Origin of the sequence: Leucobacter chromiireducens subsp. chromiireducens, from assembly GCF_016758255.1 — a bacterium.
Lineage (GTDB): Bacteria > Actinomycetota > Actinomycetes > Actinomycetales > Microbacteriaceae > Leucobacter > Leucobacter chromiireducens.
Genome location: NZ_QYAD01000003.1, coordinates 88,517 through 114,041 on the forward strand (window position 1 = coordinate 88,517; position 25,525 = coordinate 114,041).

At 65.0% G+C, this 25,525-nt stretch carries 21 protein-coding genes; 10 read left to right on the forward strand and 11 right to left on the reverse strand.

Going from position 1 to position 25,525, the window contains the following annotated elements; genetic code table 11:
* Positions 1 to 68: 68 nt before the first annotated feature.
* Positions 69 to 1,838, forward strand: a complete 1,770-nt coding sequence (locus tag D3226_RS09240) for an ABC transporter ATP-binding protein (RefSeq protein WP_202382261.1) — start codon at positions 69 to 71, stop codon at positions 1,836 to 1,838.
* Between the two features lie 78 nt (positions 1,839 to 1,916).
* Positions 1,917 to 3,155 (forward strand): glycosyltransferase, encoded by a 1,239-nt coding sequence (locus D3226_RS09245; protein WP_202382262.1) that lies wholly within the window; start codon positions 1,917 to 1,919, stop codon positions 3,153 to 3,155.
* On the opposite strand, the gene D3226_RS09250 is transcribed toward D3226_RS09245, so the two are convergent.
* Genes D3226_RS09250 through D3226_RS09260 form a run of 3 tightly spaced genes read right to left on the reverse strand, consistent with a single transcriptional unit; the run spans position 3,145 to position 7,984 of the window.
* The gene (locus D3226_RS09250) at positions 3,145 to 4,317 is read right to left on the reverse strand and encodes a glycosyltransferase (protein ID WP_202382263.1); all 1,173 of its coding nucleotides are present in this window, start codon (positions 4,315 to 4,317) and stop codon (positions 3,145 to 3,147) included. The genes D3226_RS09245 and D3226_RS09250 overlap by 11 nt on opposite strands.
* 14 nt (positions 4,318 to 4,331) lie before the next feature.
* The gene (locus tag D3226_RS09255) at positions 4,332 to 5,444 is read right to left on the reverse strand and encodes a DegT/DnrJ/EryC1/StrS family aminotransferase (protein ID WP_202382264.1); all 1,113 of its coding nucleotides are present in this window, start codon (positions 5,442 to 5,444) and stop codon (positions 4,332 to 4,334) included.
* An 11-nt stretch (positions 5,445 to 5,455) separates the two neighbouring features.
* Positions 5,456 to 7,984 (reverse strand): LGFP repeat-containing protein, encoded by a 2,529-nt coding sequence (locus D3226_RS09260; RefSeq protein WP_202382265.1) that lies wholly within the window; start codon positions 7,982 to 7,984, stop codon positions 5,456 to 5,458.
* Positions 7,985 to 8,084: 100 nt separating this feature from the next.
* On the opposite strand from D3226_RS09260, the gene D3226_RS09265 reads away from it, so the two are divergent.
* From D3226_RS09265 to D3226_RS15065, 7 genes are all read left to right on the forward strand, one after another.
* A complete protein-coding gene (locus tag D3226_RS09265) occupies positions 8,085 to 8,789 on the forward strand; it encodes a glycosyltransferase family 2 protein (RefSeq protein WP_202382266.1) in 705 nt (234 codons plus the stop codon).
* 7 nt (positions 8,790 to 8,796) lie between these two features.
* On the forward strand, positions 8,797 to 9,165 hold the full coding sequence (locus D3226_RS09270; protein ID WP_202382267.1) for a DUF2304 domain-containing protein: 369 nt from the start codon (positions 8,797 to 8,799) through the stop codon (positions 9,163 to 9,165).
* Complete coding sequence (locus D3226_RS09275) at positions 9,162 to 11,144, forward strand: DUF6541 family protein (protein WP_337248953.1); 1,983 nt, start codon at positions 9,162 to 9,164, stop codon at positions 11,142 to 11,144. The genes D3226_RS09270 and D3226_RS09275 overlap by 4 nt, the downstream gene beginning before the upstream one ends.
* Positions 11,145 to 11,212: 68 nt before the next feature.
* A complete protein-coding gene (locus D3226_RS09280; protein WP_202382269.1) occupies positions 11,213 to 12,196 on the forward strand; it encodes a Gfo/Idh/MocA family protein in 984 nt (327 codons plus the stop codon).
* A gap of 155 nt (positions 12,197 to 12,351) precedes the next feature.
* Entirely contained in the window at positions 12,352 to 12,942 is a 591-nt protein-coding gene (locus tag D3226_RS09285; protein ID WP_337248954.1) for an acyl-ACP--UDP-N- acetylglucosamine O-acyltransferase, read from the forward strand.
* Positions 12,943 to 12,953: 11 nt separating this feature from the next.
* Complete coding sequence (locus D3226_RS09290) at positions 12,954 to 13,820, forward strand: ABC transporter permease (protein ID WP_202382271.1); 867 nt, start codon at positions 12,954 to 12,956, stop codon at positions 13,818 to 13,820.
* The gene (locus D3226_RS15065; RefSeq protein WP_202382272.1) at positions 13,804 to 14,964 is read left to right on the forward strand and encodes an ATP-binding cassette domain-containing protein; all 1,161 of its coding nucleotides are present in this window, start codon (positions 13,804 to 13,806) and stop codon (positions 14,962 to 14,964) included. Before D3226_RS09290 ends, D3226_RS15065 begins: the two co-directional genes overlap by 17 nt.
* Before the next feature lie 29 nt (positions 14,965 to 14,993).
* Here D3226_RS15065 and D3226_RS09300 read toward each other — a convergent pair whose 3' ends face one another.
* From D3226_RS09300 to galE, 5 genes are all read right to left on the reverse strand, one after another.
* Positions 14,994 to 15,863 carry a glycosyltransferase gene (locus D3226_RS09300; RefSeq protein ID WP_202382273.1) on the reverse strand — a complete coding sequence of 290 codons (870 nt, stop codon included), beginning with the start codon at positions 15,861 to 15,863 and terminating at the stop codon, positions 14,994 to 14,996.
* A 65-nt stretch (positions 15,864 to 15,928) separates the two neighbouring features.
* On the reverse strand, positions 15,929 to 17,689 hold the full coding sequence (locus tag D3226_RS09305) for a sunset domain-containing protein (RefSeq protein ID WP_202382274.1): 1,761 nt from the start codon (positions 17,687 to 17,689) through the stop codon (positions 15,929 to 15,931).
* Between the two features lie 76 nt (positions 17,690 to 17,765).
* Positions 17,766 to 18,743 (reverse strand): glycosyltransferase, encoded by a 978-nt coding sequence (locus D3226_RS09310; protein ID WP_202382275.1) that lies wholly within the window; start codon positions 18,741 to 18,743, stop codon positions 17,766 to 17,768.
* A gap of 105 nt (positions 18,744 to 18,848) precedes the next feature.
* Complete coding sequence (locus D3226_RS09315; protein ID WP_202382276.1) at positions 18,849 to 20,237, reverse strand: LCP family protein; 1,389 nt, start codon at positions 20,235 to 20,237, stop codon at positions 18,849 to 18,851.
* Positions 20,234 to 21,247, reverse strand: a complete 1,014-nt coding sequence (gene galE / locus D3226_RS09320; protein WP_202382277.1) for a UDP-glucose 4-epimerase GalE — start codon at positions 21,245 to 21,247, stop codon at positions 20,234 to 20,236. Before galE ends, D3226_RS09315 begins: the two co-directional genes overlap by 4 nt.
* A gap of 236 nt (positions 21,248 to 21,483) precedes the next feature.
* On the opposite strand from galE, the gene D3226_RS09325 reads away from it, so the two are divergent.
* The gene (locus tag D3226_RS09325; RefSeq protein ID WP_202382278.1) at positions 21,484 to 22,602 is read left to right on the forward strand and encodes a glycosyltransferase family protein; all 1,119 of its coding nucleotides are present in this window, start codon (positions 21,484 to 21,486) and stop codon (positions 22,600 to 22,602) included.
* 21 nt (positions 22,603 to 22,623) lie between these two features.
* Here the strand turns inward: D3226_RS09325 and purE are convergent, their stop codons facing one another.
* The 3 genes from purE to D3226_RS09340 form a co-directional block, all read right to left on the reverse strand.
* A complete protein-coding gene (gene purE / locus D3226_RS09330; protein ID WP_202382279.1) occupies positions 22,624 to 23,157 on the reverse strand; it encodes a 5-(carboxyamino)imidazole ribonucleotide mutase in 534 nt (177 codons plus the stop codon).
* A gap of 38 nt (positions 23,158 to 23,195) precedes the next feature.
* Positions 23,196 to 24,344: a 5-(carboxyamino)imidazole ribonucleotide synthase gene (locus D3226_RS09335; protein ID WP_202382280.1), complete on the reverse strand. Its 1,149-nt coding sequence runs from the start codon at positions 24,342 to 24,344 to the stop codon at positions 23,196 to 23,198.
* A gap of 188 nt (positions 24,345 to 24,532) precedes the next feature.
* The gene (locus D3226_RS09340) at positions 24,533 to 25,450 is read right to left on the reverse strand and encodes an endonuclease domain-containing protein (protein WP_202382281.1); all 918 of its coding nucleotides are present in this window, start codon (positions 25,448 to 25,450) and stop codon (positions 24,533 to 24,535) included.
* Positions 25,451 to 25,525: the final 75 nt, after the last annotated feature.

A 25,525-nucleotide genomic window follows, 5' to 3' on the forward strand; every position in this document is an offset into this window, starting at 1 on the left:
CGGGGGCGGTAGGCTAACGCGGGGCTTCTGTCGAGCGACAGAACCAGCAGCCCCGAGGAGGCACCACGATGAAGAGTATCTGGCGGACACTAAACAGGCTCTTCAGCGTGCTCCCGCGCGGCGCCCGCGCATACTATCTCGGCTACTCGATCGCGACCGGCCTGCTGGCCTTCCTCGACACCGCTGCGCTTGCGCTCATCGTGATGACGATCACGCCGCTCGTATCGGGGACCGCGATCACGATTCCGATCATTGGCGAGCTCCCGCAGGAGGCGACCTCCTGGGTCATTCTGATCATCGCCGCGCTGTTCATCGTGAAGGGGGTGCTCGCGCTCGTGTTGCACTGGCGCGCGACCCGCAAGTTCGCCGGTTACGAACTTGAGCTCGGCGACCGCATCTTCGCGAACTTCATCCACTCAAGCTGGGAGAAGCGCTCCACCATCAGCACGCCCGAGCTCACGCGCATGGTCGACAGCTCTGTGGGCAACGCGAGCCGCGGCTTCCTGCTGCCGCTCTCCCAGATTCCCGGGAACGCGCTCACCTTCGTCTCAGCGCTGCTCATCCTGGTGGTTGCCGAGCCGCTCACCGCGCTGATCGCGCTCGTGTATCTTTCGCTGATTTCTGGGGCGCTGAGCTTCGTCGTCGCACGCCGTTCCCGGACCGCAGGCACCGTGGCGAGGAACTATTCCTTCCGCGTCGCGACGATCATGACGGAGATGATCGACGCGCTCAAGGAGGTCACGCTGCGCGGAAAGCTCAATGAGGCGGGCCGCATGATCTCCAAGAACCGCGCGGTCGCGACCCGCGCCCGAGCGAGCCTCGCCTTCATCGGCGTGGTGCCCCGCTACACGCTTGAGGCAGCACTCATCGGCGGCTTCGTGATCGTCGGCGGCGCCTCGATGCTGTTCTCGGGGCCCGAGGCCGCAGTCGTCTCAATCTCGCTCTTCGCGGCTTCCGGGTTCAAGATGATTCCCTCGATGAACGCGGTGCAGTCGAGCCTCACCGCCGCCTCATCGAACGAGGTCTACGCGCTCGACGTGATTCGCGAGCTGGAGGCACAGGACGAGTTCGTCTCGGTGCCCGATGACACTTCGGACCTTGTTGCGACGCCCAAGGAGCTCATGCTCAACGACGTCAGTTTCACATACGCGGGCGCCGAGCGTCCCGTGCTCAACGGTCTCTCGCTTCGCGTGCCCTTTGGCTCGAGCCTCGCGATCGTTGGCCCGTCGGGCGCCGGCAAGTCGACGCTCATCGACATTCTGCTCGGCCTCAGCACGCCAACCTCGGGCAGCCTCACGATCGACGGCACCCCGCTGACCGATGTGCTGCAGCAGTGGCGAGACCGCGTCGGCTATGTGCCCCAGCGCGTCGCGCTCTTCGACGGCAGCATCGCCCAGAACGTGGCGCTGACGTGGGAGGACGAGTTCGACGCCGAACGGGTCAGCGAGGTGCTGAAGCTCGCCCATGTGCATGAGATCGCCGAGCGCGGCAACGGCATCACCGAGCGGATCGGTGAGCGCGGCGCCTCGATCTCGGGCGGCCAGCAACAGCGGCTCGGCATCGCCCGCGCGCTCTACACCGACCCGCTGGTCATGGTGATGGACGAGGCGACCAGCTCGCTCGACACCGCGACCGAGAACCGCATCGTCGAGTCGCTCGATTCGTTCGCCGGCGAGGTGACCTTCATCACGGTTGCACACCGACTCGCGACGATTCGCAACTACGACCAGGTCTGCTATCTCGACGAGGGACGCGTGCTGGGCCAGGGCACCTTCGATGAGGTCGTCGCTGCGGTGCCCGCCTTCCGCGTGCAGGCCGAGCTTGCCGGGCTCGTCTGACCCGGCCTACTAGACTCTTTCGAGTATCCGTCAGCGTGGCGCCGCAGGCCGGCACCCACCGAACACCCCGAGGACACCTTGCGAATCCTACTGATCTGCCCGTTCTTCCCGCCCGAGAACAAGATCGCTTCGGTCCGCATCGCGAAGTTCGCCGAGTACTGGTCCGCCGCGGGCCACGAGGTACGCGTACTCACCCGCACCGCCGACGGCACTGATCTGGCGGTGCCCGAGCACCCGAACCTCAGCGTGCACCGCGTCGCCGACCCGTTCGCGAAGTCGGCCTCGGGCATCCAGAAACTGAAGCCCGCCAAGCCGAATCGGTTCCAGCAGCTCCTCGGCGTGGCCTACGGCAAGGCGCTCTCGTTCGTGTGGCCCGACATCTATGCACGCTGGAGCCGCGCTGCACGAAAGGAAGCGCAGAGCTGGGTGTGGCAGCCGGATGCGGTCGTCGCGAGCGTCGGCCCATTCAGCACGCTCATGCTTGGCAGCCAGCTCGCGAAGCACTTCTCGGCGAAGCTCCTCGTCGACTACCGCGACCTGCTCACGCTCAGCACGTACTACCCGCACGGCGCGATCCGCCGTCGCATCGACGGCTCGGTCGAGCGCCGCGTCGCCGCACAGGCCGCAGCCCTCGCGACGGTGAGCGCGCCGCTCGCCGACGAACTCGCGGAGACGTACAACCGACCGTCGGTGGTCGTCACGAACGGCTACGACCCCGCCGACTTCACCGAGAACCACTACGCACCCGATTCCCCGACGCTGCGCATCACGTACTGCGGCTGGGTCATCCCGAACCGCCGCGACCCGCGGCCCTTCCTCAGCGGGGTCGCCCAGCTGCTGCGCGAGCGCGACGACGTCTCGATCGCGGTCGATTTCTATGGCCCGCCCTCGGGCGAGGTGAGTCGCATCACCGAAGAGCTCGGGCTCGACGCGGTCGTCACCCAGCACGGCCGCGTGAACCACGCCGAGTCGCTGCGGCTGCAGTCGGCCTCAGACGTGCTGTTGCTGCTGCTGTGGAACGACCCGGGCGAGCTCGGCGTGCTCAGCGGCAAGATCTTCGAGTACATCGGCGCCGGCCGCCCGATTCTCATGACCGGCCTCGAGGATGGCGCCGCCGGCAAACTCATCTCCGAGAATGAGCTCGGCCTCGTGAGCAACGACAGCGCGGCAATCGCACGGTACCTAGGGACGCTCGCGGACGAGAAGCGTGAGACCGGTCGTGTTGCGGGGCCGGCGCTGAAGGATCCGAGCGAGTTCTCGCGCGATACGCAGAGCCAGCGCCTCCTCGACGCGATCGAAACTGCCGTCAGCGAGTAGTCGTCCCCCGGGTCGCGACCTCTTCCGAGAAGGCAACGGCCCGGGCGGCGACGCCCTGCAGCGACACGTGCTGCTGCGCCCAGGCGCCGATCGTCTCACGCATCGCGGTGGTGTCGCGCGCGAGCAGCGCGACCATGGCGGCGGCAACCTGCGGGGCGTCGTGTTCGCTGCCGATGCCAAGCAGGGGCTCTGCAGCGAGCTGCTCGCGTGCGGGCCCCGGGCCCGCGTAGAGCACAGGGGTGCCGCATGCCCACGCCGCGAAAATCTTCGTCGGGTACGCGAAGTCGTAGCCCGCGCCGGGCTTGATGCTCGCGAGGCTCATCCGAGCACCGCGGATCCACGCCGCGGCCTCCGCTGGCGGCACTGAGTCCACAAAACGCACCGGCGCGTCGAGCTCGTCGGCGAGGGCGCGCAGCTCGGGGAGCGCTGAGCCCTGGCCGAGGAACACGACCTCGACCGCGTGCCCTTCCTGCTGCAGCTGCGCCGCGGCGCGAACGAACACCTCGGCGCCCTGCCACTCCGAGGCAGTGCCCGAGTAGATGGCGTAGTTCGACGATTCAGCAACGGGGCCGTGGGTCGTGAACACGTCGGTGTCGATGCCGTTGCCCACCGTGGCAATGTTCGCGCGCGGGGCGATCTCGCGCACGCGCGCCTCGACGCCGTCGTTCACCGCGAGCACCCCGGCGCCGCGGTTCATCACGCGCCGCTCCATCCACCGCACGAAGCGCACCACGAAGCCCGGCGCCCCGGTGCTCTCGCTCGCGTCCGACCAGACGTCTGCGGCGTATGGAACCACCCGAATTCCACGAAGCGCCGCCGCGGCGTGCGCGAACAACCAGGTCGTTGGGGGCGGCTCAACGACCATGAGATCGTGACGCTTCCCGAACAGAATGCGGAAAAACAGCGGGATGTCGAAGGACATGTACTGGACGTAGCCGCGCACGTAGCCATCGCCATCACGCAGCACCGGCGCGCGTCGCACGGTGTAGCCGCACGCGGCATCCTGTGCGCGGGCCTCCCCCGCAAGCGAGCTCACCGGTGTGGTCGTCAGCACCGTCACCGAATGACCGGCACGGGCAAAACCCTCGGCGAGCGCCGCGAGCCGGAACGACGCCGCCGCAGCCTCTGGCTGGAAAATTCGCGAAGCGAGGAGAACCCGCATGTCCTGCGCGCCGGTCAGGCGCCCGCGCGGGTGACCGCGGTGACGGCCGTGACGATCCGCTCGAGGTCTGCGTCGCTGAGCGAGGGGTGCACGGGCAGCGAAAGCACCTCGCTCGCAGCCTTCTCGGTCTGCGGAAGTTCCAGATCCGGCGCGAAATGCTTGAGGGAAGGGAGGCGGTGATTCGGGATCGGGTAGTAGACCCCGCTGCCGACCTGGTGCTCGTCCTTCAGCGCCTCGCGAATGCGGTCGCGCTCGCCCGCGTCGAGGCGAATCGTGTACTGGTGGTAGACGTGCACGGCCCCCTCGGCGACCGCCGGGGTCGTGACGCCCGCGAGGCCCGCGAGGCCCGCGTTCAGCGTCGCGGCGTTCGCCTGGCGCTGCGCGGTCCAGGCGTCGACCTTGGTGAGCTGCACGCGACCGATCGCGGCGTGTACGTCGGTCATGCGCGCGTTGAAGCCGATGACCTCGTTCGCGTACTGGGTCTCCATCCCCTGGTTGCGCAGCAGCTGGACGCCGCGGGCGAGCTCAGGGGTGGCGCAGGTGACCATGCCGCCCTCCCCGGAAGTCATGTTCTTCGTCGGGTAGAGGCTGAACATCGCGAAGTCGCCGAGGGTGCCGACGGGGCGTCCCTGCCAGTTCGCGCCGTGCGCCTGCGCCGCGTCTTCGTAGATCGCGAGGCCGTGCTCGGCGGCGATCGCCTCGAGCTGGTCGACGAGGAAGGGGTGACCGTAGAGGTGCACCGGCATGATTCCCTTCGTACGCGGCGTGATCGCCTGGCGCACTGCCTCGGGGTCGAGAGAGAAGTAGTTGGGCTCGATGTCGACGAACACGGGGGTCGCGCCGGTCAGCGCGACCGAGTTGCCCGTCGCAGCGAAGGTGAAGGAGGGGACGATGACCTCGTCGCCGGGGCCGACGCCCGCAGCGAGCAGGCCGAGGTGCTGGCCGCTCGTGCCCGAGTTCACCGCGACCGTGGGGCGGCCCGACACGAAGTGCACCGAAAATTCATCTTCGAATGCTTTGACCTCTGGCCCCTGGGCGATCATGCCCGAGCGCAGCACACGGTCAACCGCCGCGCGCTCTTCGTCACCGATGATCGGCTTGGCCGGGGGAATAAAGTCAAGTTCCATAGTCGGGTACCCTATCGCGTTTCGTGCCCCGAAAGATTCGAGACATCCTCCCTAGAAGTCTCCGGGGCGTGCTCCTCCAGATTACCTCCTTGCTGGCCCGAAACCGTGTCTTCGCCAGCGCGGGTGTCCTCGCCGCCTGCCGACTCATCGGGTGCGGCGTCGCCATCGGGCGCGGGAGCTTCAGCGGCGGGCAGGCTCAATGCGGCCTTCCCGGCGACGAATTTCACGCCCGTCGCGGGCGTGTAGACCGCCTGCCCGCGCTCAAAGTTCATCGTGCACGCACCCGCGGGAGTACACACTGCCTCCGCGATTGGCCACCCCCAGGACCCGTTCGGCCCCCCAGCGGCGGTATAGGTGTTCATGAATGCGCCGTTCCCGAACCGCACCGAGGCCTTCGGGCCCAGGAACAGCGAGCCCCGCTGGAACTTCATCACGGTTCCGCCCGTGAACTTGGCCTCTTCGCCCAGTGGATACCCGAGCGGTCCGCCGTGACCGCCGTGCACGAACCACAGCGCCTTCGTCGCATGCGTCACAAAACCGACACCAGTCCCCGGGCTATATACGGCCTGGCCGTTGTCAAAGTTCATGGTGCAGGCGCCAGTCGCGTTGCAGCCCGCCTCAGCGAGGGGCCAGCCCCACGAGCCGGTCGGCCCGCCCCCCGCGGTGAAGCTGTTCATGAACGCGCCGTTACCGAACCGCACTGACGCCTTCGGGCTGATCAGTAGGGTCCCTCGCTGGAACCGCATCGTGGCGCCACCCGAGACCGTAGTTTCCTCCCCGATCGGGTAGCCGAGACTGCCGGCGTGACCACCGTGCGCGAACCAGAGGTCTTTGAACTTCGAAGTGACGAAGCCAACGCCGGTCCCGGGCGTGTAGACCGCCTGCCCGGCGTCGAAGTTCATCGTGCACGTGCTTGCCGCGTTGCAGACCGCGTCCTGCAGCGGCCAGCCCCAGGGCGACCGGGCGGCGCCGCCCGCACGATCATAGGTATTGAGGAATTCGCCCTTGCCGAGCCGCACCGGGTCACTTCCCACCCGCATGAACATGCGTGCGCGTTCAAAGTTCGTGTAGGAACGCTGGGCATCGAGCGCGACGGTCGGCTCAACGATGATCCCGTACTTGGCCATCCCGCCGCCGTTGAGCCAGGCGTTTGATGTCGCCACGTCAAAACTGTACCCAGCGGTGCGGTTGGCCATCGACAGCCCGCCTTGGAAACGCTGCGCCGTACCGCCAGCGGAGGTCTCGGCTTCAGCAGTGGGATACTTCAACCGCCCGGTCACGGTCGACAGCCGCTGCCACTCGGGCAGAATCGCCGTCGGGACAAGATGCGAACCCGTCGCCCCGGAGTACGCGACCACACCGGTTTGGAACGGCATCGTGCAGCCGCCAGCCGCAAGCCCGCAGGTCGCGTCGGCTGTCGGCCAGCCCCAGGGGCCCTGCACAAAGCCTGCCGCACGGTAGTTGGTGAGAAACGGCCCTGCACCCATCGCAGTCGACTTGCCAGTGCGGTTCTCGTAAAAGATCGTGCCCCTTTGGAACTCTTGGTAGCTACCGCCGCCGTTCGCTGCAACGCTCGTTGCGTTCGCGACCGGGCGGCCCAGCGTGCCGTTCTCTCCGCCGAAGCGCTGCCACGTCGTCGCGATCGCGCCAGTGACCTGATAGCCGACAGGGTCGCCAAACCAGGTCTTATAGAAGAGGTAGAAGTTGCGGTTACCGTAAGAGGAGCAACTGTCGCCGGTGCCCCAGCCCGCGTTCAGTGCGGCCTGGTTCGGGCGGTACGGCGTGTAAATGTAGAGCGCAGCGGTTGCGTAGTTCGTAATCGTGAAGGTCGAGGTGCCGCAGCCCGCGTTCGGGTGCCACTGCACGCGGTTTGCCTGGAATGGCTTGTAGTTGTAGTTGTAGGGCTGCGCCTTGTAGACCTGCAACTGCCACGCTGCTTTGTAGACCTGGTTCTGGAAGCCGCGCATCGACGGGTCACAGTTCGGACTATTGCCCGGCCCACTATCGGGGCAGGCGTACCCCATTGCGACGTCAAACTGGCGCACGGTCGGCCAGGTGTCAGAAACGAGGTTCTGCTCTTTTTCAAGCATGATGAGCAGAACGCGTTGGCTGATTCCGCAGGCCTGGCCGACCTTCGTGATAATCTGCGCGGCGGATTCGTTCGCAACGCCGGCATACCCCGCGCAGAACTCGTTCGCGGGCTTACTGACGGTGTTGAACGTGGCATTCCGGAGGCATTTGCTCGCAACCTGGGTTCCATAGATGGGGCTTCCAGCCTTCTTCCCGGGGTCGCCGATCTCACAGCGGGGCACTCGGGCGTTCAGGAAGCTCTGCACCTGCGCGGGTGTCATTGCCCGCCCCTCGTAGAACAGGTCGTCACTGATGATAGTTCCCGGGTTGAATCCCGACGCGATGCTTGCTTCGGCATTGCTGGCGTTCCCAGGAGCCGCGACAAACATGGTGGTGGCCACCGCGGTGAGCAGGAGCGCAGCAACCGGGCGCAGCCAGCGTCGCGCGGGCTTCCGCCTTCGAACATTCATCGGAACTTCCTCACCATCTCCGGCTTGTGCACGATAAATCAGCGCCGGCGTTCCCGGCCACCCTACCTTTCGTGGGGCGCGAGTCTGCAAGAATAGGTGTATGTCGTCACTATCTGAAGGTGCCCGAATTGAGCCGGGCGGGGCACCCGACACGTGGGTAATCATTCCCCTCTACAATGAGGCGACGGTAATCGGAGACGTGATCAGCGGCCTCCGTGCTGAATTCGAGAATATTGTGTGCATCGATGATGGCTCTCGAGACGGGTCCGGCGCCGTCGCAGCAGCAGCCGGATCACAGATCGTTCGCCACCCGATCAATCTCGGGCAGGGGGCCGCGCTCCAAACAGGTTTTGAGTACGCACTCGAAAGAGGCGCAGAGTTTGTTGTCACCTTCGATGCGGATGGTCAGCATCGTGTGGTCGATGCTGTAGACATGCTTTCCAGGGCTCGCGCAGAGAACCTAGCGATAGTCTTCGGCTCCCGATTCCTCGATGACCGAACGAAGCCCGGCATCCTAAAGAAAATCGTACTGAAAACAGCGGTTTGGGTAACTAATCTTACAACGCACACCCGCCTCACGGATGCTCACAATGGCCTGCGTGTGATTCGCGCCGACGCGCTACGGCGTGTGAAACTTCGCCAGGACCGCATGGCACACGGAACTGAAATCGTAGTTCAATTGGGCAAAACGGGCCTGCCCTATGCCGAACAACCGGTCGAAGTTATTTACACTGACTATTCCAAGGCGAAGGGGCAGTCACTACTCAACTCGGTAAACATCCTTATCGATCTCTTTATCCGGTAGGAACCTCATGCAGCTGATACAAGTTCTCCTAATTCTCGGAGTAGTCATCGTCGCGGTCCTAGCGATTCGTGCACTTCCTGGCGATCGGTCCCTAGCTCTCAAGCGGATCATTGCCCTGCTTTTTGTTGCTGCGGCTGTCTTCGCAATCATTTTCCCCAACGCACTCACCCAGGTTGCGCACTTCTTCGGTGTAGGCCGAGGAACTGACCTCCTGCTCTATTTGCTGGTCATCATGACGCTATTTTTCGCGGTCTCGACTATTAGAGCGAAGGCGCGGAGCGACGCTCGAGTAACCGATCTCGCGAGAGCTGTCGCCCTATTTGAGGCGCGAGTGGTCGAAGCCGAAGCAAAGCGAAGCGCGGACAGTTCCGAATGATCGCCTGGTTGCCGCTCGTCGTACCCGCCACGGCAGCACTACTCCTAGTCGTCGCGCTTGGACTACCAATTTCTCTGGCTTTACGGCTCCGCGGTTTTTTTGCGTTTGCCGTCGCTATCCCGGCAAGCCTGGCTGTGGTCGCTATCGCGTCTCTACTTGCGCCGCTTGTCAGGGTCCATTGGTCTCCACTTCCCCCGCTCGCGCTCGGGATAGTAGTCGCTGCACTGTCCTTTGTTTGCGCCCGCCGGGTGGGGCCAGCTCACAGGAACCGTGCAGGCCTACACCGAACACTAGTGCCAATCGGCGCAGCAGCACTTGGTGGCCTCGCGATAGCTGTCTCGCTCACTTTGAGTATGAAGTCAGCAGATGCGATTTCTCAAACCTTCGACGCAAATTTTCACCTCAATGCTGTCCGTCAGATACTGGAGACTGGCAGCGCGTCGCCACTCGACATGGATCTCGCGGCCCCAGGCTCGAAGACCTACTATCCAACGCTATGGCACGGATTTGTCGCTCTCGTGGCGCAACTCTCGGGGGCTTCAGTCCCGATCGCCACGAACGCTACAGTTTTCGTCGTGTGCGCCGTGGTGTGGCCAATCGGTGTGGTCCTTTTGGGGCGAGCTCTTGCGGGGCCAAGCACCCGTGTAACGCTGGTTTCCGGGATCGCATCAGCAGCGTTCCCCAACTTTCCGCTCGCCCTTGCAGGCTATGGAGTCCTCTATCCCAATCTGCTTGCGATCGCTCTAGCTCCGTATATCTTTACCGGAGTACTCCAGCTCTGCGCGCTCTCGAATGCTCGACGTTCAGAGGGTTCCTTCTTCGTTGCTGCGGGGCTTCTCACCTTTGGTTCGCTCGGAGCGGCGATTTTCGCGCACCCAAATGCTATTCACATCGCTCTTCTCTGGATGGTCGTGCCGGCTATCACTGTGGTGTACCGCGCGTTTCGAGGACAGCGAGTGCCTGGCTGGTCAGGCGCACTCGTCGAGCCCCTACTGCCGCGCAAGATACGGCTCACCGCCGCGCTCTCCGGCTTGCCGCTACTTGGGTTGGCGATAGTCATTGCGTGGGCTGTCGGTCGAACCACGGACAATCCTTGGAAAGGAAAACACGAGGTTTCCGGCGCGCTGCTTGATGCATTCGGCATGACCCCCAGACTGGAGGGGCATGCATGGCCGGTCACGTTGCTGTTTCTCTTAGGATTAGTTGTGATCGCACGGTCCCAACGCCGTCGCTGGATCGGCTTCGGTGCATTGATCCCATTGGCCTTCTATGTCATAGCGGACGGCTTCCCCTCTTCCGAATGGCGCACGTTCTTCCTCTCTCCGTGGTACAGCGATCCTTGGCGACTCGCTGCGCTTATTTGGGTTGGCGCGCTCCCTCTCGTTGTCATCGGCGCAAGCGCGGCTGCAGCGTGGTTCGACGTTGGCTTGCGCTCATCCGCGCGCCTGGTGGCTCATCCTCAGGCCTCGCGCATTGTAGGAGTCACTTTTGGTGCATTGTTCTTACTCGCGGCTACTCAGGGGGCCGGGGCATTCGCTGGCGTCCAGTACGTCAGCACCAAGTACGAGACCGATGCAGCCGCTCCACTACTTGACAACGACGAACGAGCGCTGCTCGAACGTCTCGAGAAGCACGTCCCGGAGGGACAGGTAATTGCGAACAACCCTTGGAACGGGGGCGCACTTGCATACGCTATAGCCGACAGGGAAGTCTTAGTTCCTCACACCGGTGGAAAGTATGACCCTCGTATCAACGAGATGCTTGAGGGAATTGCTGTTGGGACTCCGCAAGCATGTTCCTTGAGTCGGGAATTCAACACGCGGTTCGTACTGGACCTCGGGACCCAATATGTCTTCCCAGAGACACCTCGGGCAGCACCATATCACCCCATCAGCGACATCGATCCGGCGAATGCGTCGGCTCTTACGGAGGTCGATCGCGAGGGCGATGCCGTTCTCTACGAAATCACCGGGTGCTAGGTGCATATGCACCATCTTCTAAACTAGGTACATCGCCGTTCTTCGGCGTAGATTCGCAAGGAGTACACATGACCCTCAAGTTTGGTCTCATCGGGCTCGGCATGATGGGGCGTCACCACGCGCGCGTGTTGCGTGAGATTGAAGGCGTCGAACTCGTAGGCCTCTGCGATGCGATGGGCGACCCTCATGGAGTAGCGGGGGACACTCCCCTCTATTCCCAGGTTGAGGAGCTTATCGCTGCGGGCATAGATGCGGCAGTTGTGGCAGTTCCCACGATCTACCACGAGCCAGTTGGACTTACGCTTGCAGCTGCTGGGGTTCATACGCTTATCGAGAAACCCGTTGCCCATAACCTCAATGCCGCCACGAGTCTTGTCGAGCTCTTCGAGGATCGTGGCCTTGTAGCAGCGGTCGGACATGTCGAGCGGTTTAACCCTGCTCTCATGAGCTTGCGTAGTCGGATTGAACGTGGTGACCTTGGCGCGGTATACCAGATCCAGACACGGCGCCAAGGCCCTTTCCCTGCCCGAATCGCCGACGTAGGGGTGGTTAAGGATCTCGGAAGCCATGACATCGATCTCACTTCCTGGTTGGCGCAGTCGCCGTATCAGTCTGTTTCTGCGCAGACCACGTACCGCAGCGGTCGCGAGCACGAAGACATGCTCGCGATGACCGGAAAGCTTGAGAACGGGATAATTGTTAATCACCTCGTCAATTGGCTGAGCCCGTTCAAAGAACGGCTCACAATTGTCACAGGAGAGCGCGGCGCCTTCGTGGCAGACACTCTGACTGCTGATCTCACGTTTTATGAGAACGGAACTTTCCGGGGGGAATGGGATGCCATCACGGCGTTCCGGGGGGTCAGCGAAGGGGAAGTCACCAGGTTCGCCTTGGAGAAACGGGAACCCTTGAAGTCGGAACATGAAGCCTTCCGCGATGCGATTCTTGGTCTCCGGGCCGATACCGTTACTTTGCGAGAGGGTCTCGAGACACTTCGAGTTGCAGAAGCTGCGATTCTCTCGGGCAAGACCGGCGAGACATTGAGTCTGTAATGGGTACACGTATTAGCCCCGCTGCCTTTGTCGGCGAAGGGGTCGAGCTGGGCACCGACGTTTGCGTTGGCCCAGGGGCTGTACTTCTCGGACCCCTGACTATCGGGGATCGGGCATGGATCGGAGCTGGAGCGCAGATCGGGGCTCCGCCCGAGATGAGCTCACTCGCTCAGAACCTGGCGTGGGCGGGGGAACTCGATCACGCCGGTGTGAGCATAGGTGCAGACGTCGTCATTCGTGAGTCCGCAGTGATCCATCAGGGCAGTTACCGCGCGACACATGTTGGCGCCCGCAGTTGGGTACTCAACCGTGCCTACCTTGCACACGATGTGTTGCTTGGCGAAGATGCGACCATTTCAGCTGGTGTGAGCGTTGGAGGACATTGTGTCATTGGCGATCGCGTGAACATTGGAATGAATGCCGTAGTCCATCAACGTCGCGTGATTGCGGGTGGGGCCATGATCGGCATGGGCACGCCCGTCACGCGAGATGTGCCCCCGTTCGCAAAGGTCTACGGCACGCCACCTCGAATCACAGGGGTGAACTCTGTCGGAATTGAGCGGGCAGGCCATGATTCTTCTCTCGCAGATCATCTTCTCGGGCACTATGTAGCAGGAGAGCTGTTTACAGGGTCCGGTTGGGTACCGGAAGATTTGGGGTCCTTGACTGGTGCTTTCGCCTGGTGGCGCAGCCAGGGAGCCCTCAATCCGGTTGCCGTCTCGCGATCGCTCAGAAAAGAACAGTAGGCTCATCCGACGTGACGTACACAGCTGCTCTCTCTGATCCGGAATTCCAGACTCCCGGCAAGAGCAAGGGGCTTTGGGGGGTATTCCAGTACCGGTATCTCCTGACGCTTCTCCTGAGGAAGGGCATCGCAACCCGCTACCATGGCTCAGTCCTTGGCTGGGTATGGTCATATGTGAGGCCTGGCGCACAGTTCCTGATGTACTATCTCGTGGTCGGCCTGATCATGGGACAGAGCCGGGGAATTGACTACTTCCCTGTGTACCTATTTGCAGGAATTGTTGCAGTTAATCTTTTCTCTGAGGCGCTGCGCAATACCACGAGTGCGATAACCGACAATGCTTCCCTTATCAAGAAGATCTACATACCTCGGGCGCTGTTTCCGGTTTCAGCAATTGGTGTCGCACTTGTTCATTTCCTTCCGCAGGCAGTTCTTCTGCTCGTCGTAGCGTTGGCGTGCGGCTGGACAATCGGCTGGCTTCAAGTAGTCGGTTTTGTCATTGGCGTTGCCCTTATTCTTTGTTTTGCGTTGGGACTCGGGCTTTTCTTCGGCTCAGTGAATGTCGCCTACCGGGATGCACGCAACTTTGTCGATCTCATTCTGATGTTCGCAACATGGGCGTCTCCAGTCCTCTACGCATGGACAATGGTTCGCGATCGGGCTCCAGAGTGGCTCTACAACGTCTACATGATGAACCCGATGACCGTCGCGGTTGAGATGTTTCACGACGCTTTCTGGCTTCCGTTGGCGCCAGATTCCGCACGCCCCGAAGGACTACTTGTTTTTGCCTTGGTCGGCGCAACCATCGCTGTCGGTACGTTGATTGTGGGGCAGCTCGTCTTTCGCAAGTTGGAGGGTTCTTTTGCCCAAAATCTCTGAACGCGGGAAACCCGCCATCGTCTTCTCTGACGCCAAGAAGACATTCAAGATCAAACACACCAATTCCTTCAAGGAAACATTTATTGCGGCGCTCCAACGCAAGGAGCTCACGACAGACTTTAACGCTGTCGACGGAGTGAGCTTCGATGTTCCAGAGGGTCAGTCGGTTGCGCTCATGGGAAGCAACGGCTCAGGAAAATCGACGACTCTGAAGCTCCTGTCCGGTGTACTCGCGCCAGACGGAGGCTGGGTACGGACCCGCGGACGAATTGCCGGACTCATTGAGGTTGGCGCCGGGTTTCATCCTGACCTCACCGGGCGTCAAAATGTTTACCTCAACGCCGCCATCCTGGGGATGTCAAAAGAGGAGACTGACGCAAAATTCGACGACATTCTCGAGTTTTCTGAAATTGGGGAGTTCATAGATACAGAGGTGAAACGCTACTCCTCCGGCATGTACGCGCGCCTCGGATTCGCGGTGGCAGTACACACAGAGTTTGATGTGCTCTTGGTGGACGAAGTTCTTTCTGTCGGGGATGCTGCATTCCGTGAGAAGTGCAACGAACGGATGCTTCAGTTGCGTGAACGCGGAAAGACTATGTTCATTGTGAGCCACAACGCTGGCCAGGTTCTTCGGCTCTGCGAACGTGGAATTGTGCTTGAGCATGGTCGTGTCATCTTTGACGGCCCCATAGAGGAAGCCGTCGATGCCCTCGAGCGCTCCCAGCGAGGACAGGGGCTTGTGAACGATTTTCCCGTCCTACACCCGCTCAGCTCAGTCTATGATCGAAATCCATCGGCGTACGGTGCTCCCCTCGCTCCTCAGCAGCAACTTGATTCAGGGGTGTACCAGGAGTTTGAGCGTGGGATTATCTCAGCGTTCACTGGCCCAGGTGCCACAAACGAAGCAGTGGGCTTGCCACGCGGTGTTTTCCTTTCTGCGTACGAACGTGCGGGTGGGCCGCGAGGTCCATGGGGGCTACTCGCTGGTCGACCTCGAGGCCGCTTCGAAGATTTTGAGACCCGTGCGATGCCGTTCGAAAACGGAATCGCCTGGTACTCGCTGGATTCGGGCTTCAGTTTCGCCCGAGCGGGAACAGAAGAGTTCAATTCAGTACGCGAGATTTACGAACGCGAGGACTGAATCCTCGCAATTCTCGATATTGTGTGCGATCAGGCAGAACGGTCGCCGGGGAGGCCGCCGCTCACCAGGCCGCGGAACAGCAGACGCTTGAGGCCCGCCGGGAGCAGCCGGTAGGCGCCCTTCATGACGACGTTGCGCAGGTATTCTCCGCGCGAAATGAAGCCCATCTTGCGCAGTTCACCTTGCAGGCGCCACTCCGTGCGCGCTTCGGTCCATCCGCCGCGGCGCGCGAACGCGCCCGCTCCCACGCGGTAGCGAAGCAGCGGCTCGGGGATGTTCTCGACCTGCGCGCCAGAATCGATGAGCCGGATCCCAAGCCAGTAGTCCTCCATCTTGCCGAACGACTGGTAGCGGCCGATCCGATCGAGAGCTGCCACCCGATACATCATGGTCGGATGATTGAAGGGGTTGTGCGTGCGCGCGTGCGCTCGAATCCGCTCCGCACCCACGGGCGGCGTGCGCACTGAAGAAATCTGCTCGGGATCGTGCTCAAACTCCGCCATCCCTGTGCCGACCAAGTCAAGCCCGGTTTCCATCAGCGCCCACTGTCGCGCAAACCGCTCGGGCATTGACACGTCGTCGGCGTCCATGCGGGCGACGACCGGGTATGAGCATGCGTCGAGGCCACGGTTCAACGCCTCGGTAAGGCCCCGGTTCTCGGGCAGCGTGACCCGCACCACGCGAACCGGGCTCGCTTTCTCGATCCGCGCGAGCTCGCCCGCAAGCGCCTGCGGGACCGGGCCGTCTTGCACGATGACAGCTTCCGCGGGCCGCAGCGTCTGGTGGTCGACCGAACTCTCAAACGCGAGGCGCAGAAACTCTGCGCTATCTCCCGCGTAGACGGGCAAGAGCAGCGAGAACTCAGCTGTCGGAGCAGCGGGCGCGGAGGGATTCGACATGATCCCCCAAGCCTATCCCGGTGCCGCGGGGCAGCCCAGGACGGTCCCGCGGCACCGGGGGCGACCTACCGGAGCGGGGCGCGGTACCCGGCGGCACGAGCTGCGGCCACCGTAGAGAAGCACTCCTCGGGGACGGTGCGGCTGTAATACGTGCTTCCCGCAACGTGGTAGATCCAGTCACTACGTCCGTGGTTTCCCTTGATGGGCGCCCACGCCGGGCAGGTGCCCGAGTACCCGGGGTTGTAGCGACTCGGGGTCTTCACCGCGCCGGTGGCGTTCGACACCTGCGCAGCGGTCGAGTACCCGCTCTGCGAGCCCGTGACGCGCACCGAGATCCGCTTCCCGATATCGCCGCTGCCCACGGTGTAGCTCGACCCAGTCGCGCCACGAATCGCGGCCCCGTTGCGCAACCACTGCGTACTGAGCTTCGTGCCCTTGGTCCAGGTGCCACGCTTGACGGTGAGCTTCGACCCCACCACAGCCGAACCCGAGATGGTGGGCTTCGGGCTGCTCAGCACCTTCGGGATGCTGCGCGTACCGGAGGTCTTCGCCACGGTGACGTAGCCCGACTTCTTTCCGGTGATGCGCACGGACACCTTCGCGCCGCCATCGGACTTCGTGAGCGTGTAGCTCGCCTTCGTCGCGCCGCTGATCGCCTTCCCGTTGCGCAGCCACTGGTACGACAGGGAGACGGGTCCCGGTTTCCACGCGCCCGATGAGGCCGTCAGCTTCGCCCCAACCTTCGAGGTGCCGGAGATCTTCGGCGTCGGTGCCGCGGTGAGCGTCCGGAGCACGGTGCCGGTGGCGGCGGAGGTCACTGTGCGGGTGCCGTACCCGGCAAGCGTGCCCGTGACGCTCAGGGTAATTTTCTTCCCCGCATCGGCGGAGGTGAGCTTGTAGCTCGACCCCGTTGCCTTCGGAATCGCGGCACCGCCGCGCTTCCACTGGTATTTGAGCGCCACGCCGCCGGGCTTCCAACTGCCCACCGAACTCTTGAGGGTGGTGCCCACCACAGCGGCGCCCGAGATCTTTGGCGTCGCGGTGGTGAGGGTGCCAGCGGCCACGGCCTTGCCCACCCCAACGGAGGCTGAGGCCGGCGTGAAACCAACGAGCTGCGAGGTGACCGTGACCGTGATCTGCTTGCCGAGGTCTGCGGCGACAAGGGTGTAGCTCGCCGCGGTTGCCCCCGCGATCGCCGCACCCGCGCGCTTCCACTGGTAGCTCAGCGCCGCACCGCTCGGCACAGATGCCTGCGCGCTCACGCTGAGCTTCTGCCCCACGGTCGCGGTGCCCGAGAGCTTCAACGCGCCGGCGCGGAGCGTGCCGGGCTTCACCAGCACTGCCTCGGAGGCGACCGTGAGCGGATCGGATCCCGCACGAGATGCGGTGACGGTCAGCCGGACGCTCTTGCCTGCGTAGTCGCGAAGCAGAGGGAACGTGTCGCCGGTGGCCCCGGGGACGTCACTGCCGTCAACCTGCCATTGGAGGGCGAAGTCAAGATCCGGCGCCAGCCAGAGCCCCGGCGTGCCGCGGAGCGTCTGCTCGACCTGCGCGACGCCGGTGACGCTGGGCAGCTGCTCGGGAGCGGGGATGGGCCCGACCTCGCCGGGGTCGGTGACGCCAAGATCGGGATCGGTGTTCTCGCCGCCGGGCCCGGGCTCGACAGGAGTATCGGGACCGGGGACGAGCGTCTCCAGCGATTCGTCGAGCAGCGTGACAGTGGGGGTCGTGTCTGCACTGCGTTCATCGTCGACGGCGAACGCCGGTCCGGCGGGAACGCTGAGCACGAGGCCCGCGGTGAGCAGCACGCCGAGCAGCTTGCGCATGAAATCCCCCTAAATTTTTACAGAGACTTCACATTGTAATCGCAAAGTTCATGCGCGGGTGAGACGGGAACCCCGCTTAGCGCTCCTCGAGCTTCGACAGCTGGTCCACCGCAACCATCACGTCGACGGGCACGCCGGTGTCGCGCAGCACCTCACGCGTCGAGCGCGGCGCCGTGCGCCAGCCATCGCGCCACCCGCGACGCAGGCAATCGCGCAGCTGCGCGCGATCCCCCGACGCACGGAACGTGCGGAACCAGCGGCGGGCCGTCGCCGCCGAGTAGAGCAGCTTCTCCCACCCCGCAAGCGCGCGGCTCGTGCGGAACACCCAGAGCTTGTTGCGCACCTCGAAGTAAAAACGCGCGCCCGGATCCTGATCACTCGAGCCTCGCTTCACCGTCTTGTGCGTGACCACCGAGCCCGGCACGTAGAGCCCGCGAGCGCCGCGCAGTAGCCGCGCGGAGTACTCAAAGTCGTCGTTCCACAGGAAGTAGTCGGCGATCGGCAGCCCGAGGTCGCGCACGCGGTCAGCACGAAGGAACGCGGACACGAACGAGATGGAGCGGATCTCCATGGCCCCGGCAGCGGCAGCGCGGGATCGCTCAGTCTGGTCAGCCCGAATCTTTGCCTTCGGCGTGTTCATGGGGTGGTCTTCCCCGTCGGTCCAGACCACGCGCGACCCCATTACAGCGAGGTCGTCTTGCCCGGAGGCGAGGTACCGCTGATGCGCATCGAGCGCGCCGGCGAGCGCATCGGGACCAGGCACGGTGTCGTCGTCCATCACCCACACCCAGTCGATGCACTCCTCGGCGACAGCGGCAGCGATGCCGGTCGCGAAACCGCCGGCCCCACCCGTGTTCTCCGTGAGGCGGATCAGGCGCCCGCGCTCGCCCCAGTGCTCAAGCATCTCGGCGGCAACGGCGGCGGAGTCGTCATCAGACGCGTTGTCCACCACGACCAGGCGGTCGACGGGTCGGCTCTGCGCGGCGAGGGCGGCAAGGGATTCCCGCAGCAGCTCGCGCCGGTTGTAGGCCACCAGAACGGCGGTCACGCGCATGCGCTCACACCCCTTTCGACTCGTGTTGGGCCTCGGACAGTCTAGACGGCACCACCGACACCCCGGCCGCGCACGCTCAGCGGCGCAGCCGGGGCATCGCTCGCGCTACTCCTCGGGAGCTGGTGAGGCCTCGGCAATGCCCTGCGCCACCAGTTGCCGGATCACGTCGAAGTCCGGGTAGTCCGGATCCACCTCCGGCGGCACCAGCTCAACGTTCAGCGGCTTGTGCGCGCTCGCCTTCGTTGCGAGATCGAGGAAACGACCGAGCATCGACTCGGGCAGATCCGTCTCCACGAGCTGCGTGCCCGCGGCGGCGATCTTCTGGAAGTTGAGCAGCACATTGCTCGGGTTCATCTGGTCGAGGATGGCGGCCTGCAGCTCGCGCTGGCGCTCCATGCGGTCGTAGTCGCCACGATCCGAGCCATAGCGGGATCGCGCGTACCACTGCGCGGTGTAGCCGTTCATCTTCTGCAGACCGGGCTCGATGTAGCCGTCAACATTGTTGCCGTACTGGTCGCCACCGATGGGCAGTCGCTCCTCGACGTTGATCGTCACGCCGCCGAGCGCATCGATGATGCTCTCGAACGCATCCATGTTGAGGAGCACGTAGAACTGCACCTCGAGCCCCGTTGTCGCGGTGACCGCGTCCTTTGTCGCCTCGATGCCGGGCGACGACCCCTTCGCCTTCGCGTTCGGGTACAGCTCGGGCTGGAACAGCTCAACCTCGGCGTAGAGCCCGTTGAGGATGCATCGGCCCACCTCGCAGCCACCCCAGTCGCCGTACGCATTCGGTGCGACACCGAAGCCGTTCGGGTGGATGTCGTACATGGGCGAGTCCTCGGGGAACGGCACCCCAGACAGCTCGCGCGGGATCCCGATAATCGCCGATTGCCCGGTCTTCGCGTCGATACTCACGAGCGAGATGCTGTCGGGGCGCAATCCCTCACGATCGGCGCCCGCGTCGGTGCCGAGCAGCAGGATGTTGTAGCGACCATCGACCGGCTCCACCGCCGGGGCACCGCTGAACAGCCCGGAGAGCAGCTCGCGGCCCGCGTTGATCGTCGTCGCGGTCCACGCCGCCCCCGCGGAGGGCACCACGGTGAGCAGCACGGAGAGGATCGCGATCGGCACGCGCCACCCCCGATGCGTCTTCACGAGGCGCGTGAGGCGCAGCGTGTCGAAGCCGAGTACCAGCCAGAGCACCGCGTAGAACACCAGCAGGATCTGCAGCACGAGCAGCACCATGCTGTTCGCAAAGAACGACAGGGTGGCCACCCGCGCGAAGAGCAGGCCGCCGAGCGCCGCAAGCACACCGACGATGAGCAGCGAGGTCGCCACCGCCCCGAAACGGCCAAGCTTCCGGTTGCCGGCGAGCAACTGGGCGCTCCCCGGGAACAGGAACCCGATCAGCACGAGCCACCGCGCCCGCTTCGTCATGAGCGGTGCGGACTCGGTATCCGGGTAGCGCAGCGGCCGCTCGAGATCGAGCGTCATGCGGTGTAACCGCCCGGGTTTGCAGACTGCCACGCCCACGAGTCGCGGCACGCCTCAGCGAGCGTGCGGGTGGTGCGCCAGTCGAGCTCCTCGTTCGCTCGCGCGGGATCGGCCACGACCTCTGCCACATCGCCCGCGCGCGGCGGCGCGACCACGTAGGGAACGGGGCGGTTCGACGCCTCCTCGAAGGCGCGCACCACCTCCAGCACGCTTGAGCCGGTGCCCGAGCCCAGGTTGTAGGTGCGTACACCGGCCGCGCCCTGCTCGAGCGCGGCGACGTGCCCCTCGGCGAGATCCATCACATGGATGTAGTCGCGCACGCCGGTGCCGTCTGGGGTGTTGTAGGTGTCACCAAAGACGCTGAGCTGCGCGCGCTTGCCGACAGCCACCTGTGCGATGAACGGCATCAGGTTGTTCGGGATCCCGGCCGGGTCCTCGCCGATCCGCCCCGAGGGGTGCGCGCCCACCGGATTGAAGTAGCGCAGCAGCACCGCGCTCAGCTCGGGCCAGGCGTGCTGCGCGTCGCGGATGATCTGCTCGTTCATGAACTTCGACCAGCCGTACGGGTTCGTGAGCCCCACGCCGGCGCGCTGCGCCTCGTCGATCGGCGACACCTCGGGGTCCCCGTAGACGGTCGCGGACGAGCTGAACACGAGGTTCGCGACCCCGCGCTCGCGCATGAGGTCGAGGAGCGTCAGCGTCGAATCAATGTTCACCCGGTAGTAGCGCGTCGGCTCGGCAACCGACTCACCCACGGCTTTCAGGCCCGCGAAGTGAATTACCGCGTCGAACTCCACCCCGTCGAGCGCGGCGGCGGTGGCGACGCGGTCGGCGAGGTCAGCCTCAATGACGGGAATGGTCGCTCCGGTGAGCTGCTCCACACGCCGCACCGCCTCGGGGCTGCTGTTCGAGAAGTCATCGAGCACGATCGCGTCGTGGCCGCGCTCAGTGAGAACCAGGGCAGTGTGCGAGCCGATGTACCCGGCGCCACCTGTCAGCAATACACGCATGCGAACTAGCGTACTTTGCCTGGCCGTGTGCTTCCCGGCAGCACGCGCCGAAGCGGGAAAACGCCCAATCCTGAACAGATTCGCACACTGACCGAATGGTCGCTTGGCGAAAGTGTTGCGATTCGGTCTCGCTCGCGCGCGGCGGGGCCTGCTCGGAGCGGTTTCACGAGGCCGCACTCCGTAGAATGTGAACATCAGATTTATGCGACCTGACTTGGGTAGAAAGGGGATCGGGCGTGGCAACACTGACCCTCATCGCGGATCCGTTCCCCGATTGGGAGGCCGAGGCTCAGGCCGCCGCCGCTCGCGACCTCGCCGTAGCGATCGCCGAGACCGCACCCCGCAGCTGCAGCGCGCGCTACCTCGTCTCGCGCGGCGCAGCGAACCCGCAGTTCACCTCTCCGCTCATCCGCACGGAGCAGCTGCCCATGCGCGCGGGCATGCTCCCCTTCGCTTGGCAGAACGGTGCCACGGCGCGCCCCCTCGACGGCGAGTTCGTGCACGCGCTCACCCCGCTTGTGCCGCTCCGCTCACGCGGCGATGACGATGGCTCGCAGACCTCGGTGACTATCTCGCACGCGCTCGCGTGGGAGGCGCCCGCCCTGCTCGGCAACACGCAGGCACGCCTCTACCGCGCCTTTGCGCGACGCGCAGTGCGGCACGCTGACGTGATCCTCACGCCCACGCACGCAACCGCCCGAGTCCTACAGGAGAACTACGGCACCGATCTTCCCATCCAGGTGCTGCAGCCGGCGCCGCCGCGCGAGTACCTCGCGGGAACGGATGCTGCAGAGCGTCGCGCAGCACTTGAGCTGCCGCCCCGTTACGCGCTCACGACCGCAGCCCCCGGCGAGTATGGCCGCCTCGAGTGGCTGCTCGACGCGATGCGCGCCGACCCCGCGCTTGGCTCGCTCGTGGTGATCGCCAGCCTCGATCCCACTCCCCCGAGCCGCGACAAGAGCGGCGCGGATCCGGTCGCGGCAGCGATCCCGAGCGAACTGCAGCATCGCGTGCACATCGTGCAGCCGCGCGAACTCGCCGACATCGGTGCGGTGATCGCTGGCACCGACGCGCTGCTCATGCCGCAGGCCTTCGCGGGCACGGGGTATCTCACCATCGCCGCGCTGAGCGCTTCGGTGCCGGTATTGCACGCGGGTCACGCGGCCACGGCGGAGCTGGTACTCGACGCCGGGGTTGCCGCCGAAACGGCGAAGGAGTTCGCCGCAGAGTGCAGTCGCCTCATTCGGGATCCCGAGGCGATCGCGAAGCTTGCCGTGCTCGCGGGCGATCGCGGCCGCGGCTTCAGCTGGAACGGCGCAGCCTGGCAGCTGTGGGAGACGCACGCGAACCTGTAGTTCGCGCCGCCTCCCGCGGGCTTAGCGGCCGCCGTCCGCCTCGGCGTCAGCGTCCACACGCGCCTGCAGCGCAGCATTCTTGAGCTCCACCATGTCGGTGAGGCTCTGTGCGTACTCGGCAAGCTGCTCCGACAGATCGGGATCGCTCGCGCCGAGGATACGCGCCGCGAGGATGCCCGCGTTCTTCGCGCCACCGATCGACACGGTGGCCACGGGGATGCCGCCCGGCATCTGCACAATGGAGAGCAGCGAGTCCATGCCGTCGAGCATGGCGAGCGGCACCGGCACGCCGATCACGGGGAGCGTGGTCATCGAGGCGACCATGCCGGGCAGGTGGGCCGCGCCGCCCGCACCCGCGATGATCACGCGGATGCCGCGCTCTGCCGCGCCGCGCGCGTAGTCGACCATCTTGTCAGGCGTGCGGTGTGCGCTCACCACCTCGACCTCGTGCGGAATGCCGAAGTCGCGCAGCACCTGCACGGCGTCGCCCATCACGGAGAAGTCGGAATCGGAACCCATGATGACGCCGACGAGGGGCGTTGCGCTACGTGCCATGCCCCAATCGTACCGCGCGGGGTGTGGCGGTCGCGGGCCTAGTCGAACGCTGCGGCGGCGGCCTTCGCGGCGGCGCGCACCTCGGTCATGTCGTCGCCGACCACGGTGACGTGACCCACCTTGCGGCCGGGTCGCGGCTGCTTATCGTAGCTGTGGATCTTGGCGCCTGGGTGGGCAGCAAGCGCGGCCGCGTACCGCACGGGCATCGGCCCTTCAGCGGGGCCGCCGAGCACGTTCACCATCACCGCGGCGGGCGCGGTCATGCGGGTGTCGCCGAGCGGCAGGTCTGCGACCGCGCGCAGGTGCTGCTCGAACTGGCTCGTCACCGAGCCCTCGATTGAGAAGTGGCCTGAGTTGTGCGGGCGCATCGCGAGCTCGTTGACCAGCACGCGGCCGTCGCGGGTCTCAAACATTTCGACAGCGAGGACACCGGTCACCGCAACGCCCTCGGCAACAACCGCACCGATGCGCGCGGCTTCGTCGAGCGTTGCCGGGTTTGCCACGGGAGCCGGGGCGAGCACCTCTGCGCAGACGCCATCGCGCTGAATGGTCTCGACCACGGGCCAGGTGCGAGTCTCGCCGCTGGGGCGCCGGGCGACGAGCTGCGAGAGCTCACGTGTGAAGTCGACGAGCTCTTCGACGAGCAGGTGGCCGCCATGGCCGTCCTCGTCAAGTGCGGTGAACCAGTCGCGCACCTCGGCGGCGTCAGCGACGACGCGCACGCCCTTGCCGTCGTAGCCGCCGCGGGCGGTCTTCACCACGGCACGGCCACCGTTCGCCGCAATGAATTCCTGCAGCTCGGCCTCGTTCGACACGGCAGCCCAGGCCGGGATCGGCACGCCGAGCTCGGCGAGCTTCTCCCGCATCACGATCTTGTCCTGCGCGAACTGCAGCGATGCGGGGCGCGGGTGCACGGCCACGCCGCGGCGTTCAAGCTCCTCGAGAATCTCCTGCGGCACGTGCTCGTGATCAAAGGTGATCACGTCGACGGTGTCGGCGAACGCGTACACCGTCTCGGGGTCGCGGTAGTCGCCCACCATGTCGGCGGCGCGCTCGGCGCTCGAGCCCTCGTTCTCGGCGAGCACGCTGATGCGCAGCCCGAGGTGAATCGCCGGTGGCACCATCATGCGGGCGAGCTGCCCGCCGCCGATGACGCCGATGCGGATGCTGCCGGTCTCAAGTCCCATGCCTCTATTCTGCCGTACCCGCGCGCTGCCTGCCGCCACCCGCCCCGCCCCCACTTCTCTCCCTCCCTTCTCCCCGGATCGGGGTCACTTGGGCAGGGTGTTGCGACCGTCGCCTGCGCGACACCCTGCCGAAGTGACCCCGATTCTGGGGGCAACGGGAGGCTCGGCGGGTTCAGGGTTGCGAGGCGTCACCGGGCGGCGCGCTCGAGGGCACCCGTGAGGCGCTGAAGAAAGGCGCGGGGCGACCGCAGCGTCTCGGCGGTCACCCTGAGCACCTGCCACCCGGCACCCTGGATGCGTTCAATTCGATCCAAATCTCGCCGCATCTGCGCCGCACTTTGAAAGTGGTACGCGCCCTCGTACTCGATTGCCACCCGCCGCCGGGGATACCCAAGGTCCGAGTGGAAGACGGTCGACCCAGCCTGGATGCGGCAGTTCACGCGTGGCTCTGGAAACCCCGCCGCCACGATGAGAAGCCGCAGTTCAGTCTCGGGTGGCGAGTCCACGGGCGCCCGCAAGAGTGGAAGCGCTGCTCGTCTGAGCGGGGCACCGGTGCTCCCACGGTGTCGCCGCATTGCCGCTGCCAGCGCTGTGGGCGTTGAGAGCGGGCGCGTTCGGCCGCCCGCCGTGCGCGATCCCGAAATGAGAAAGTCGCCCGCCGCGACCAAACCAGTCAAGGGCACGACTGCGGCGAGCTGGCACCACACGTCTTCGGCCGACGGAACCGTGAGTCCCGCGACACTCGCCCAGCGCAGCGCACCACTCCGCACGCGATGCCCCTGAATGTTCGGCCTTCTGGGGGCCCGCAACGGCGAGAACGAGCCAACCTCCACGCGGCCGTGCGGTAGTGCGGGCGCCGGGATGCCCCAGAGGAGCGCGGCAGACCGCCGCGAGATGAAGAACTCCTTCGAGAGCGCCTGCCCCACCGCGACTGCCTGGTCTCGCGGGCTATCGGAATCGTACGCCGCGTCTGGGTGGAGCACCACCCCGCGCCCGACCCGCCTCATGTCCGCTGACCTGAAGCGCCCGCGGGACACCCCGCCCGCGCGTAGCTCTGCCACCTGATACGCCTCATGCGGGGCAACGATAGGGGTGCGCGCGGTCATGCGGCCGAGCGTCTCATTACACCGCGGCACTGGGCGGACGAAGCTTCTTCGCCCCCACAAATCCGCAGGCCAGGG

Bases quoted from the DNA above. Each gene is read 5' to 3' on its own strand.
- D3226_RS09280 (WP_202382269.1), top strand. From the start codon at position 11,213: ATGACCCTCAAGTTTGGTCTCATCGGGCTCGGCATGATGGGGCGTCAC.
- D3226_RS09265 (WP_202382266.1), top strand. From the start codon at position 8,085: ATGTCGTCACTATCTGAAGGTGCCCGAATTGAGCCGGGCGGGGCACCC.
- D3226_RS09305 (WP_202382274.1), bottom strand. From the start codon at position 17,689: ATGCGCAAGCTGCTCGGCGTGCTGCTCACCGCGGGCCTCGTGCTCAGC.
- D3226_RS09255 (WP_202382264.1), bottom strand. From the start codon at position 5,444: ATGGAACTTGACTTTATTCCCCCGGCCAAGCCGATCATCGGTGACGAA.
- D3226_RS09335 (WP_202382280.1), bottom strand. From the start codon at position 24,344: ATGGGACTTGAGACCGGCAGCATCCGCATCGGCGTCATCGGCGGCGGG.
- D3226_RS09315 (WP_202382276.1), bottom strand. From the start codon at position 20,237: ATGACGCTCGATCTCGAGCGGCCGCTGCGCTACCCGGATACCGAGTCC.
- D3226_RS09250 (WP_202382263.1), bottom strand. From the start codon at position 4,317: ATGCGGGTTCTCCTCGCTTCGCGAATTTTCCAGCCAGAGGCTGCGGCG.
- D3226_RS09340 (WP_202382281.1), bottom strand. From the start codon at position 25,450: ATGACCGCGCGCACCCCTATCGTTGCCCCGCATGAGGCGTATCAGGTG.
- D3226_RS09275 (WP_337248953.1), top strand. From the start codon at position 9,162: ATGATCGCCTGGTTGCCGCTCGTCGTACCCGCCACGGCAGCACTACTC.
- D3226_RS09270 (WP_202382267.1), top strand. From the start codon at position 8,797: ATGCAGCTGATACAAGTTCTCCTAATTCTCGGAGTAGTCATCGTCGCG.
- D3226_RS09285 (WP_337248954.1), top strand. From the start codon at position 12,352: ATGAGCTCACTCGCTCAGAACCTGGCGTGGGCGGGGGAACTCGATCAC.
- purE (WP_202382279.1), bottom strand. From the start codon at position 23,157: ATGGCACGTAGCGCAACGCCCCTCGTCGGCGTCATCATGGGTTCCGAT.
- D3226_RS09260 (WP_202382265.1), bottom strand. From the start codon at position 7,984: ATGAATGTTCGAAGGCGGAAGCCCGCGCGACGCTGGCTGCGCCCGGTT.
- galE (WP_202382277.1), bottom strand. From the start codon at position 21,247: ATGCGTGTATTGCTGACAGGTGGCGCCGGGTACATCGGCTCGCACACT.
- D3226_RS09300 (WP_202382273.1), bottom strand. From the start codon at position 15,863: ATGTCGAATCCCTCCGCGCCCGCTGCTCCGACAGCTGAGTTCTCGCTG.
- D3226_RS09240 (WP_202382261.1), top strand. From the start codon at position 69: ATGAAGAGTATCTGGCGGACACTAAACAGGCTCTTCAGCGTGCTCCCG.
- D3226_RS09310 (WP_202382275.1), bottom strand. From the start codon at position 18,743: ATGCGCGTGACCGCCGTTCTGGTGGCCTACAACCGGCGCGAGCTGCTG.